Annotated in this window: 9 protein-coding genes, 1 tRNA gene and 1 pseudogene; 4 read left to right on the forward strand and 7 right to left on the reverse strand. The window is 70.4% G+C overall.

What is annotated here, in order from left to right:
• The first annotated feature begins 948 nt into the window (after nucleotides 1-948).
• Nucleotides 949-4254 carry a type ISP restriction/modification enzyme gene (locus P3T37_RS32035; RefSeq protein WP_280727427.1) on the forward strand — a complete coding sequence of 1102 codons (3306 nt, stop codon included), beginning with the start codon at nucleotides 949-951 and terminating at the stop codon, nucleotides 4252-4254.
• 7 nt (nucleotides 4255-4261) lie between these two features.
• Here the strand turns inward: P3T37_RS32035 and P3T37_RS32040 are convergent, their stop codons facing one another.
• On the reverse strand, nucleotides 4262-4651 hold the full coding sequence (locus P3T37_RS32040) for a hypothetical protein (protein ID WP_280727428.1): 390 nt from the start codon (nucleotides 4649-4651) through the stop codon (nucleotides 4262-4264).
• Nucleotides 4652-4789: 138 nt separating this feature from the next.
• Here P3T37_RS32040 and P3T37_RS32045 point away from each other — a divergent pair.
• Both P3T37_RS32045 and P3T37_RS32050 read left to right on the forward strand, forming a co-directional pair.
• Nucleotides 4790-5185 (forward strand): annotated as a pseudogene (locus P3T37_RS32045) (transcriptional regulator); the annotation flags it as partial.
• Nucleotides 5182-5733 carry a flavoprotein gene (locus P3T37_RS32050; protein WP_280727429.1) on the forward strand — a complete coding sequence of 184 codons (552 nt, stop codon included), beginning with the start codon at nucleotides 5182-5184 and terminating at the stop codon, nucleotides 5731-5733. The pseudogene P3T37_RS32045 and the gene P3T37_RS32050, both read left to right, overlap by 4 nt.
• 127 nt (nucleotides 5734-5860) lie before the next feature.
• Here P3T37_RS32050 and P3T37_RS32055 read toward each other — a convergent pair.
• The 3 genes from P3T37_RS32055 to P3T37_RS32065 form a co-directional block, all read right to left on the reverse strand.
• Nucleotides 5861-5937, reverse strand: a tRNA-Thr gene (locus tag P3T37_RS32055).
• Nucleotides 5938-6052: 115 nt separating this feature from the next.
• Nucleotides 6053-6703, reverse strand: coding sequence for a leucine efflux protein LeuE (gene leuE / locus P3T37_RS32060; RefSeq protein ID WP_280727430.1), 651 nt, complete (start codon nucleotides 6701-6703; stop codon nucleotides 6053-6055).
• Nucleotides 6704-6732: 29 nt separating this feature from the next.
• On the reverse strand, nucleotides 6733-7287 hold the full coding sequence (locus P3T37_RS32065) for a GNAT family protein (RefSeq protein ID WP_280727483.1): 555 nt from the start codon (nucleotides 7285-7287) through the stop codon (nucleotides 6733-6735).
• A gap of 49 nt (nucleotides 7288-7336) precedes the next feature.
• On the opposite strand from P3T37_RS32065, the gene P3T37_RS32070 reads away from it, so the two are divergent.
• Nucleotides 7337-7969: a TetR/AcrR family transcriptional regulator gene (locus tag P3T37_RS32070; RefSeq protein WP_280727431.1), complete on the forward strand. Its 633-nt coding sequence runs from the start codon at nucleotides 7337-7339 to the stop codon at nucleotides 7967-7969.
• Here the strand turns inward: P3T37_RS32070 and P3T37_RS32075 are convergent.
• From P3T37_RS32075 to P3T37_RS32085, 3 genes are all read right to left on the reverse strand, one after another.
• Complete coding sequence (locus P3T37_RS32075; protein ID WP_280727432.1) at nucleotides 7911-9551, reverse strand: alpha/beta hydrolase; 1641 nt, start codon at nucleotides 9549-9551, stop codon at nucleotides 7911-7913. The genes P3T37_RS32070 and P3T37_RS32075 overlap by 59 nt on opposite strands.
• A gap of 110 nt (nucleotides 9552-9661) precedes the next feature.
• Nucleotides 9662-10834, reverse strand: coding sequence for a hypothetical protein (locus P3T37_RS32080; protein ID WP_280727433.1), 1173 nt, complete (start codon nucleotides 10832-10834; stop codon nucleotides 9662-9664).
• A 176-nt stretch (nucleotides 10835-11010) separates the two neighbouring features.
• On the reverse strand, nucleotides 11011-12237 hold the full coding sequence (locus tag P3T37_RS32085; protein ID WP_280727484.1) for a DNA polymerase III subunit delta': 1227 nt from the start codon (nucleotides 12235-12237) through the stop codon (nucleotides 11011-11013).
• Nucleotides 12238-12310 lie beyond the last annotated feature (73 nt).

The raw sequence follows: 12310 nt of genomic DNA on the forward strand, positions 1-12310 counted from the left end.
CAAGACGCTCGACTGGGATACCCCAGCCGAGCGTCTACGTGATCTACTCACCACCTAGAACCAGTGGTGTTGCGACGACCCCTGGAACCCAAGACCTGACCTGGGCCTTCGATGGAGCCGCTTTCGGGATTCGAACCCGAGACCTACGCATTACGAGCCCGAGAGTGATCATGTCGGCCGCTGCCAGCATCGGCCACTTGGTGATGAACCCGCAGGTCAGGACGCTGCACTGCGATCCACGATCCCGTCCGAACCGGCACGTGCTACGCCGTCCGCTCACGCATCGCTCGCGCAGCTCGCGCCCTGCTCGACTCCAACATGGCGGGCTGCTAGCTACGCCGGGGCACCAACAGCGAGATGGATCGGTTCGTCTAGATCAGCCATGCAGATGGCTATCCAGAGGCCGGGAGGCTGCCGGGATACGGTCCATACCCAGCAGCCTTCGCAGATTCATGCCGGCCACACCCAACGATCCCGCCCGACCCGCCGATGTTCGGCAGGGCTGCAATCACGTCGACGACCCCGGCAGGGGGATGGGGCCGCTTCCCTCGCCGTCCGACGGACCGGCTTCCAGCCGGGCGGTCTTCGGGCGGGGACTCCTTCGGCCTCCCCCGGCCCGCCAGGCACCCGTCGGCGCCGCACAGGCGACCACGCCGTCAGGATCACGGCGCCGGATCCATCGTTCGGGCCAGGTTGCTCTCGAATGAGCGAGACAGTCGTGATGATCTCTGGCTCGACTTCGGCGATGCCCCGGACTGGGTGCCGGGCGGAGAGGGCGTCGCTTCGGCACAGTCGTACCGGTCGCCTTCGCGACGTGCACCCTATCGGACGAACAGTCACAGATCTGGACCGGGACTCGATGAGCCTGACTGTTCCCGAAACTGACGTACCTTCACGTCCGCTCTGGCATACTCCTCACGTCATGATCGATAGCGCGGGGGTGCGGAAGTGACGCAGGGACAGGAGTTCGACTGGCTCGCGGAAGCCATCTCGAGCTTCGGTGCGTCATGCAAGGTCATGGTGAACGGACCAGGCGACCCCGAGGCGTCAATTCGTCCGCCTCTGCAGAGCCTCCTGGAGGCTGTGGGCAGCCACGACGCCATGGACGGCGTGCTGTGGCACTCCGAAACGCCCCTGCGTGATGTGGGCGTGCGTCCTGACTACGCGGTCGAGGTGCACGGCGAAATCGTCGGCTATGTCGAGGTCAAGCGCCCTGGTCAGCCGGTTGATCCAGAGAAGTTCACGGGACGGAACAAGAAGCAGTGGGAACGGCTGCGCGACTTGCCGAACGTGCTCTACACCAACGGCACTGAGTGGCGTCTATTCCGCACCGGCGAGCTGATCGGTTCCCCGGTCCTCTTCGACGGCGATCTAGGAAGCGCAGGACGCTCGTTGTCCGCCCGCGAGCCCGCCGCGTTCCATGCCCTTCTGCGGACCTTCCTCCACTGGGTTCCTGAGCCGATCCGCCACGTCTCCAGCTTGGTCCGGCGCGCCGCGCCGCTGTGCCGCCTGCTGCGTGCGGCGGTCCTGGAGCAGTTGGAGTGGGAGGGACAGCACGCAGCTGAGGGCGCGCGCCCTGAGGAACTGCGGTTCACCGGGCTGAAGAACGACTGGCGAAGGCTGCTCTTCCCGACAGCCGACGACGCGACCTTCGCCGACGGGTACGCCCAGACGGTGACCTTCGCGCTTCTGTTGGCGCGCACGGAAGACATCTCCCTGAAGGGCGTGGGGCTGCACGAGATCGGCCGCCGCCTGGATGCCGGACACGCCTTGATGGGCAAGGCCCTTCAGCTCCTGACCGACAACATCACGGTGAGCTTCGAGGTCAGCCTCGATCTGCTTATCCAGGTGATCGACGCGGTCGACTGGGCGGCGATCCGCAAGGGCCGGCGGGATGCGTACCTACACCTGTACGAGTCGTTCCTGGAGGTGTACGACGAGAAGCTGCGCCAGAAGAGCGGCTCGTACTACACCCCGCGCGAAGTGGTCGAGGAGATGGTGCGCCTCACTGAGGACGTGCTGCGTACCCGCTTGGGCCGCCCGGCCGGATACGCGGACGACAGCGTGCGCATCGTCGATCCAGCGATGGGGACGGGCACGTACCTTCACGCGGTCATCGAGCACGTCGCCGCTTGGACGGCGGAGAACGTTGGCCCTGGGGCGACGCCGGATGCGATAGGCAGTCTAGCGAAGCGCCTGATCGGCTTCGAGCTGCAGATGGGCCCATTCGCCGTGGCCGAGCTACGGGCGTCGGACCTGCTCAAGCGGCATCAAGCGGTCGCACCGCCTGACGGCATGAAGCTGTTCGTCACCGACACGTTGGACAACCCCTACCTGGCCGAAGAAACCCTCGCCTCGACGTACGGCGTGATCTCGGAGTCACGTAGGCGGGCGAACGAGGTGAAGGCCAGCACACCGGTCACCGTCGCGATCGGCAACCCGCCCTACGACGACAAGGCCAAGGGCCGCGGCGGCTGGGTCGAGAAGGGAAGCCCAGCGCAGGGTGTCACCCCCATCGAGGCGTTCAAGTGGCCCGGAAACGGCCGCTACGAGCACGTGCTCAAGAACCTGTACATCTACTTCTGGCGCTGGGCAACCTGGAAGGTCTTCGACGCCCATCCGCAGGACCAGCAGGGGGTCGTCTGCTTCATCACCCCCTCGGGCTTCACCACGGGGCCTGGCGGGCGCGGCATGCGCAACTACCTGCGGCGCACCTGCGACGAGGGGTGGATCATCGACCTGTCCCCGGAAGGTCACCGCCCGGATGTGGCCAGCCGGATCTTCCCCGGTGTCGCCCAGCCGCTGGCCATCTGCATTTTCGTGCGCAGCAAGGACACTGATCCCGAGCGGCCCGCCCGCATCCACTACCGAGCCGTACACGGCAAGCGGGTTGCCAAGTACGGCCAGCTCAAAGAGATCCAACTGGACGACGAGGGCTGGCAGGACACGCACTCCGCCGCCATCCGCCCGTTCCGCCCGACCACCGAGACGGGTTGGGAAGACTATCCTGCTCTCGACGATCTCTTCCTCTGGGGAAGTCCGGGAGTCAAGGCCAACCGCTCGTGGGTCAATGGCCCCAGCGAGCAACTGCTCCAGCGACGCTGGGCGCGTCTGATCCACGAGGCCAATCCGGTCACAAAGGCGGAGTTGTTCAAGGAGACGCGAGATCGTTCGCTGCACGACAGCCGGCCCCCGCTGCCCGGACAACCTGAGCACGCCCAAGGGCTTGTGGACGAAACAAAGCTGGCGCCAGACCTGATCCGCATCGCCATGCGCAGTTTCGACCGGCAATGGCTGATCTCCGACAGTCGTGTCATCGACTTCGCCCGACCCACGTTGTGGGAATCCCTACAGCAGGGGCAGCTCTTCCTGAACCAGCAGTCCTCCCACGAGATCGAAACCGGACCGGCGGTCGTCGCCACCGCCCTGCTCCCCGACACCCACCACTTCAACGGCCGCGGCGGCAAGATCATGCCGATCCTCCATCCGGACGGCACGCCCAACGTACATCCGCGCCTGCTCGCCCACCTGGCAACCGAACTCGGCCTCGACCGCATCACGGTGCACGACCTGGCCGCATACGCGACGGCTGTCGCAGGGCACGGCGGATTCACCGAGCGGTTCACAGCGGAACTGCTCACTCCCGGCGTACGGCTGCCACTCACTCGCGATCCCGCATTGTGGCGCGAGGCGGTGAAGCTGGGCGAGCGCCTGTTGTGGGCTTCGACGTACGGGGAACGTTACGTCGATCCAGAAGACGGTCGGCCAGCAGGAGACGTCCTCTTTGCGCAAAGCGATCCGCGCCGGCTCCGCTACGACCAGCACATCGGGACGGAGGTGCCCGGCGAAATCCACTACGCCGAGATGAACCGGTCCCTGTACTTGGGTGCCGGATACGTCAGCCCGGTGCCCGCAGAGGTATGGAACTATGACGTCGGCGGCATGCAGATCGTCAAGAAGTGGTTCGGATACCGCAAGGCGAGCCCCAACAGCCGCAAGACGAGCCCCCTGGACGACCTGCACGTCGACTCCTGGCCGGCCGACTGGTCTCGTGAGCTCATGGAACTGCTGTCCGTGCTGCGTCGGCTGACCGACCTCGCTCCCGCCCAACAGGATCTGCTGGACCGGATCCTCGCCGCGCCCACAGTCACAGCGGCAGACCTCGAACAGGCCGGCATCCTGCCGGTGCCCGTCAAGGCGCGCAAACCCCGTCGCCAAGTCGAGATGCTTCTGGATGTCGACGAGGAACCGTAGCGGCAGCTCAGTGCTCCTTCGCCCAACGCTCCACGTACGCTACCGCCTCCGTCCCGCTCCACGCACCCTCGGCGAGCTGACGGAGCGCGTGCATCTCCGGACTGAGTGAGGGTGTACGTCGCTGCAACTCGTCGGCGAATGCGCTCACCTCGATCAGGCGTTCGCCCAGCGTGGTGCACTCGGCTTCGAAGTACGCTGCCTTGCCGCGCGGCGTGATGACGAGACCCTCACCTTTGACCTCGAGCAGGCCCATCCAACTGAGAGTTTGCACGTCGTCCGCGCTGCTCTCCTGGTCGAGCCCCCGGACGGCAGCTGCTATCGCGTCGGGGGACGGAATCTCAGCGATCACGAGATGGTGCAGAAGCTGAAGCTGTGAAGGGGAGAGAACTGAGTGCACGGTTGCATGTCTAGCAGTACTGGGGACCGTCCTGCCGCAGACGCGCTACGCGTGGCGGTCCCCTCCTGGTCGGGCGTCGAGGAGTGATGCTCCCAGACGGCGTTCAATCCGAGAGTAGTCGGCGCGCTGGAACCGATCGAGGCCCAGGACGTCGCGCGCTACGTCGACCGCGACGGTCCCGACGCCTGGGCGAACTTCAGTCCGACCAACGTCGCGCTCCACTCGGTGAGTGCCTCGGTCGTCCTTGGCGACGCCGGAGCGGCGCTGGAAGCCGCCCAGCCCCTGATGCGCAGGCGCATCCCGGTCCCCGAGCGCCGGGCAGCACTGTGGGTGGAGGCTGCAAGGGCCTACAGCCAGCAGGGCAGACTTGCCGAGGGATACAAAGCGCTCAGGATCGCGGAGAGCTGTGCCTCGGAGGACATCCGTCGACGGCCCAGTCTGCTCGAGCTGGCCGGTGACATGGCCGCTCGCGACCGGCGTGGCGCCGTCCCGGAGCTTCGTCGTTTCTGCCAGGAGTTGGGAGTCCAGGTTTGACCGAGCACCGCGAGCCGTTCCTCTATGTCGTCGTCTGCGCTTCGGGTATCGCCGACGGAGTGGGCGAACTGATCACCGCTGCCCACGCCGAGGGCTGGGGGGTCGGCGTGATCGCGACCCCGAACGGACTCGGGTTCATAGACCAGAAAGCCATCGAAGCCCAGACCGGCTTCCCGATCCGTTCTGCCTGGCGCACCCCCAGCATCCCCCAACCGCTGCCTCCGGCCGACGCCATCGCGGTCGCCCCGGCCACGTTCAACACCATCAACAAGTGGGCCGCCGGCATCTCCGACACCCTCGCGCTCGGCGTCCTTTGCGAGGCATACGGTCTCGGTATCCCCGTAGCCGTCCACCCCTACGTCAACTCCGCCCAGGCCGCCCACCCCGCGTACGCGGAGAGCCTGGCCCGGCTCCGGTCGATGGGCGTCCTGGTCGGCGACTACGTCCCCCACAAGCCCAAGGCCGGCGGGGGCCGCGACAAGTACAACTGGACCCACGTCCTCGACCTGCTCCGCCCTGTTGCGGCCTCAGCGACGGAGGGAGAGTAACTGATGGTCCCGGCTACAGGCGGACGGCCAGCTTCAACAGCTCACGTGGCGGCTCGTGCACGACGTCGGCGGCGCATGCAGTAGACGACAAAAGGCCCGGTCAGACAGTGTCTGACCGGGCCTTCGATGGAGCCGCTTTCGGGATTCGAACCCGAGACCTACGCATTACGAGTGCGTTGCTCTGGCCAACTGAGCTAAAGCGGCACCGCTGCCGGGGCTGACCTGCGGAGGCAGGTTGTTGTCGGCAACGCGGGCTAGTCTACACAGGTTGGCGGGGTGATCCGTAACGGGTTGCCGCGGGGGTGCCTGCGGGGTGGTTTCAGGCGGAGGAGGCGAGGAGTTTGGCGGCGAAGGCGGCGAAGAGGACGGCCACTCCTCCGGTGAGGCCGGCGGAGAGGCGCTTGCGGCGGTGGAAGGCGTTGGCGAGGCCGGTGCCGGCGAAGATCAGCACGGAGAGGTAGATCACCGAGAAGCTCTGCAGGATGCCGCCGAGCAGGGCGAAGGAGAGGGCGGGCCGGCCGTAGGACGGGTCGACGAACTGGGTGAAGAAGGAGAGCAGGAAGAGGATCGCCTTCGGGTTGAGCAGGCTGATCACCAGCGCCCGGCGGAACGGGTTCTCCGTCCCGACCACGGCGTCCGCGGGGGCGTCCGGCGCCGGGGCGCGGTGCTCGCGCCAGAGCTGGCGGGCGGCGCGGACCATGCCGTAGCCGATCCAGAGCAGGTAGGCCGCGCCGCCGAACCGGACGACGGCGAAGACGCCGGGGTTGGCCTTGAGGAGCGAGGCGGCGCCCAGCGAGGTGAGGGCGATCAGGGTGAAGTCGCCGAGGAAGACGCCGGCGGCCGCCCGGTAGGCGGTGCGGATGCCCTTGCGGGCGGCCACCGAGAGCACGTACAGGGAGTTCGGGCCGGGTAGCAGGACGATGATCACCGCGCCGAGCGTGTAGGTGGCGAGGTGGTTGACTCCCAGCATCGTGGGCTCCTAGGCAAGTCGTGGGCACATCATCGTATCGATGCCCACTCGTCGGCCAGGATCGACCAGACCTCCTTGTCGTGCCGGATCCCGTTGTGCGGGAAGTACGAGCGCAGGACGCCGTCCAGGCGCATCCCGACCCGCTTGGCGACCGCGCCGCTGCGCGTGTTGAGCGTGCTGGAGAGCCACTCGGCGCGCTGCAGCCCGCGCTCCACCAGCGCGTAGTCGAGCAGGTGGCGGACGGCGGCGCTGACCAGGCCGTGTCCCTCGCCGGCCGCCTCGGTCCAGACGCCGATCTCGCAGTTGCCGAAGCGGGTGTCGAACTTCACGAACATCACGCCACCGACCAGCGTCCCGTCCAGCCAGATGCCGTAGAGCCGCCCGGTGTCGGCCGCCTGCCGGTCGGCGTAGCGCTGGAGCGTCTCGCGGGCCGACTCGAGGTCGGCGCTGCCCGAGGCCCACGGGATCCAGGGGTCGGTGTTGGGGCGGGCGCGGTCGATGTGGGCGAGGAACTCGGGTGCCTGCCAGGGCTCGAGCGGGCGGAGTTCGGCGTCGAGCGTGGCGGAGAGCGGTATGGCGTACACAGGGACCTCCACGGGTGCATAACAAACGTTTGGTAGGTACCATAGCGCTATGCCGCCCGCCCGTGGAGACCATGACGCCCGCCGCCGCGATGTTTCCGAAGCCGTCTGGCGGGTGCTCGTCACGCGCGGCTTCGGCGGGCTGACGCTGCGCGCGGTGGCGGCCGAGATGGACGCCTCGACCGGGCTGCTCACGCACTACTTCCCGAACAAGCGCGCCCTGCTCCGCACCGCGCTGGAGATCCTGGCGCAGCGCTCCGAGGACCGCCCGCGCCGCACCGCGCCGGCCGAGGGGCTCGCCGCACTGCGGACGGCGCTGCTGGACGTCCTGCCGCTCACCCCCGAGAGCGCGGCCGCCAACCGGATCTGGGTCAGTTCCTGGGACGTCGCGCTCGCCGACCCCGAGCTCGCGGCCGAACACGCCGAGCGCTACCGCCGCTCGCGCGAGCGGCTGTCCGGTCACGTCGCCGCCGCGCAGCGCCGCGGCGAGCTGCCGGCCACCGCCGCGACCGCGGATCTGGCCGCCGCCGCCCAGGGGTTCGCACTCGGCCTGGTGGTCCAGTCGCTCTTCGCCCCGGCCGAGTTCCCGGCGGAGCGTCAGATCGCCCTGCTGGATGACTGGTTGACTACTTGGCGCAACGCAGCCCCTGGGCCGGCGGATCCCCCTGCAGCAGGTAGTGGTTGACCGCGGAGTCCACGCAGTCGTTGTGCCGCCCGTAGGCGGTGTGCCCGTCGCCGTCGTAGGTCAGCAGCCGACCCGACTCCAACTGGCCTGCCAGCGCCTGCGCCCAGGCGTACGGGGTGGCCGGGTCGCGAGTGGTGCCGACCACCACGATCGGGGCCGCACCGGCGGCGCGGACGGTGTGCGCGGCGCCGGTCGGCCTGACCGGCCAGTAGGTGCAGGACAGCGCCATCCAGGCCATGTCCCGCCCGAAGTGCGGCGAGGCCTTCTCGAAGTCGGGAACCGCACGCGCGACGTCGTCCGGACCGGTGAACGGGGCAGGCGAGTCAAGGCAGTTGACGGCCATGTTGGCGAACATCAGGTTGGGGTACGAGCCGTCGCTCGCGCGCTCGTAGTAGTCGTCGGAGAGCTTGAGCAGCGGGCCGCCGTCGCCGGCCTGCGCCGCCTTCAGCCCGGCCCGCAGCTGCGGCCAGAGGAACTCCGCGTACATCGCCTCGATGACGCCGGTCACCCCCTGCGCCTCGGTCAACTTCCGTCCCCCGTCGGCGTTGAGCGGGGTGGCGTCGAGCTTGCCGAAGAGGGCGTCGAGCTGCTGGCCGGCCTGCTGCACGGTCGGCCCGATCGGGCAGTCGTCGCGCTTGACGCAGTCCTGGGCGAACGCGCTCCAGGCCGTCTCGAAGCCGCCCGCCTGGGTGCGGTTGCCGGTCAGCGCGTCCAGCGAGGGATCGACCGCGCCGTCCAGCACCATCCGGCCGACCCGGGACGGGAAGAGCCCGGCGTAGGTCGCGCCCAGCAGCGTCCCGTACGACTTGCCGACGTAGCCGAGCTTCGGGTCTCCGAGCAGCGCGCGCAGCACGTCCATGTCGCGGGCCGCCTCGACGGTGCTGACGTGGCCCAGCAGCGAGCCGGAGTGCTGCTCGCAGGCGGCGGCGAACTCCTTGTCGGCAGCAACCAGTTGATCGACCTCGGCCGGAGTGTCCGGGGTGGTGTCGACCGCAGTGTAGGCATCCATCCGGTCACCGCTCAGGCAGCTGACCGGACTGCTCCGGCCCACCCCGCGCGGGTCGAGGCCGACCAGGTCGTACGACGCGCGGACCGCCGGGTTGTAGCTCGCCGCGACCGACTCGACGTACTCGATCGCCGAGCCGCCCGGACCGCCCGGGTTGAGCAGCAGCGAGCCCAGGTGCTGGGCGGCGCCGTCCCCCGAGGCCTTCTGGCGGACCGCGCTGAGGCTCAGGTCGCCGCCACCGGGGTGGTCGTAGTCGAGCGGCACCTTGAAGGTGGTGCACTCGAACTTCTGGTCGCACGGCTGCCAGCTCAACTGCTGGGCGTAGTAGGAGGCGAGGGCCTCCGGGATCGCCGCGGGCAGTGGCTGCAACGGCGTGGCGGCGCCCGCACCGGCGGCGGCGGAGCCGGTCGCGGCGGGCGTGCCGTCGGCGGAGATCGGGCCGCCGTTGTCCCGGGCGGACGGCTTGGCGGCGCCGGAATGGCCGGCCGTGCAGCCTGCGAGCGCCAGGCCCGTCGCGACCAGGGCTGACGCCATCCGCAGCGCAGCGGTGGTTCGGTGCCGCCGGGCAGGGCGCATGCGGGCTCCCCCTCAGGATCTCGGGATCTCGGGACACTCGGGTGCGGTCCGTCCTCGACCGGCGGTCCGAGCGTAGCGGGAAGGGCGGCACCCGCCGGACGCCGCCCGGATCAGTCACCCGGGTGGGCGAGCGTCTCTGCCAGGTACTGCGCCGCGATCCGGACCAGCCGCAGGCGCTCCCGGTCCGCCGCGTAGTCCTCGACGATGTCGGAGGTGCTGACGAGGGCGCGGGCCGCCTGCCCCTTCCCGGCGTGCAGCGCGTTCTTCACCTGCCGCGCCGAGCCGAGACCGTCGGCGTCGCCCTTGGCGGCGGCCAGCAGCAGCTGCGGAGCGGCGCCGGCGGGCGCGTCGGCCCCGGCCTGCGCCAGCGCCCCGGCGTCGTACCGGCCCGACACGGCGGCCGCCGCACCGTACAGGTCCCCGCGGGTCAGCCCGGCCGCGGCGGCGCACGGCGCGCCGCCGTCCACCCCGAGGGCGGCCCAGCCCTGCGGCCCGGGCGGCAGGGTACGGAACGCGGCGGCGACGGCGGTGCGCAGCGCGGCGTCGTCGGCGAGCGCCTGCGGGGCGGCGGCCACCAGGTCGCAGGGGCGGCCGGTCCCCTTGGGCCCCTCGGGCGCGACCACCACGAACGGCCGGGCCTTACCCAGCTTGATCGCCGAGGCGATGCCGTCGAAGACGTCCGGGATCTCGCTGTCCGCGGTCCGGCCGGGAGTGCCGGCCTGCAGCACGATCACCGGGAACCGCACCGACGGGTCGTCACCGTAGTGCGCCGGGAGCCAGACCCGGACGTTGCGCGACTTGCCGCCGGACGTGGGGACGGCCGCCTGCAGCAGCTCGCCCTCGGCGGGGTGGGAGACCGTCTCGAACCGCACCGGCACCGCCGCCGCCGACCCGGACGCGGAGGCCGACGGGCGGGCGGACGGCTTGGCGGAGCCGGAGGCGACCGCCGCGACGGCGTTGGCGGCACCGGCCGCAGGGGTCGGCGGAGCCTCGGGACGCTGGGCGGTCCCGTCCTGCAAGGACTGCGCCCCACCGGCACCCGCGGCCCCCGCACCACCCAGCACACCGCGCGAGCCCAGCACCGCGGCCACCGCGAGCGCGGTCGCGCACATCCCGCAGAGCACCGCCCCACCGGCTCGCAGCATGGCCGGGCGCAGGTCGGCGGTGATTTCGTACGTCACGGCGGAGCGCTGGTCCCGCCAGCGGTTGAGCGCGCCGCGGGCCAGCCAGTAGCCGAGCAGGAGGATCGGGAGAAGCAGCAGGAGGAGGGTTGAGCGGGGCATGGGGCACCACCTCGGGAGGGCCAGTACACCGGGCTACGAGGGGCCGGATCGGCCCAGCCACAGCGTGCAAGACGACACCGGGGATCCATGCGACCGTTGTGGGCGATTGCCCACGTTCACTCGAACGAGCGAGCGCAGCGGGATCAACCCACGCAACCCCCCGCAGGAACCGCCCGTCAGCCGGCCCGCAGCGCCAGCGTCATCGCCTCGACCGCGAGCAGCGGGTCGACGTTGCGGTCCAGCGCGCGGCGGCAGGCCAGCACGGCCTCGATCCGCCGCAGGGTGCCCTCGGGCGGTCCGGCCGCGGCGATCCGGCCCAGTGCGACACGCTGGTCCTCGTTCGCCAGCGTCCCGGAGGCGCCCAGCTGGAGCGCCAGCACGTCCCGGTAGAAGCCCAGTAGGTCGAGCAGCGCGACGCCCAGCGACTCCCGGCGGGTCCGGGTGGCGCGGCTCTTCTGCCGCTTCTCCAGCTCCTTGACCGCGCCGGCCATCCCGCGCGGGGCCTTGCCGCCCAGCCCCTCGGCAGCGCCGTAGGCGGCCTTGAGGTCGCCGGTCTCCTTGGCGTCGCGGGTCTCGGCCAGCGCCTCGGCGTCGGTCTTGGCGGTGTCCACCAGCTGCTGCGCGGCGGCCAGGCAACCGCCCACGTCGCCGACCACCAAGGGGATCCGCAGCACCTCCAGGCGCCGGGAGCGGGCCTGCTCGTCCACCGCGAGGCGGCGCGAGCGCTCGACGTCGCCCTGCCCGGCCAGCGCCGCGATCCGCGCCACGCCCGGCTCGACACCGTCCCGGCGCACCAGCATGTCGGCGACCGCGTCGGCGGACGGCGTGCGCAGCACCAGGTGGCGGCAGCGCGAGCGGATGGTCGGCAGGGTGTCCTGGACCGACGGCGCGCAGAGCAGCCAGACGGTCCGCGGCGACGGCTCCTCGACGCCCTTGAGCAGCGCGTTGGCGGCCGACTCGGTGAGCCGGTGGGCGGCGTCGATCAGGATCACCGACCAGCGGCCGCCGGTCGGATAGCTGCTGGCGCGCAGCACCAGGCTGCGCATGTCGCCGACGCCGATCGACAGGCCGTCGCTGCGGACGAACTTCACGTCGGCATGGCTCTCCGCCATCACCGTGTGGCAACCGTCGCAGAACCCGCAGCCGGGCGTGCCGCCGAGGTCGAGGTCAGGGCTGGTGCACTGCAGGGCGGCGGCGAAGGCGCGGGCGGCGGTGACCTGGCCGGCCCCCGGCGGGCCGGTGAGCAGCCAGGCGTGCGTCATCAGCGAGGCGTTGCCGCCCGCCTCGGCGACGGCCGAGGCACCGCCGCGCCCGGCGAGCACCGTCGCGCGAGCCGCGCGGGCGGCGGCGGTCAGCTGCTCGACCACCCGCTCCTGGCCCACCAGGTCGTCCCAGACGGCCACTGCTGCTCCCACCGTGTCACCCGCTGCTCAAGCTCCGAGCATACGGGCCCGCTCCGACAGCCACGGACCGGCG

Origin of the sequence: Kitasatospora sp. MAA4, assembly GCF_029893355.1 — a bacterium.
GTDB lineage: Bacteria > Actinomycetota > Actinomycetes > Streptomycetales > Streptomycetaceae > Kitasatospora.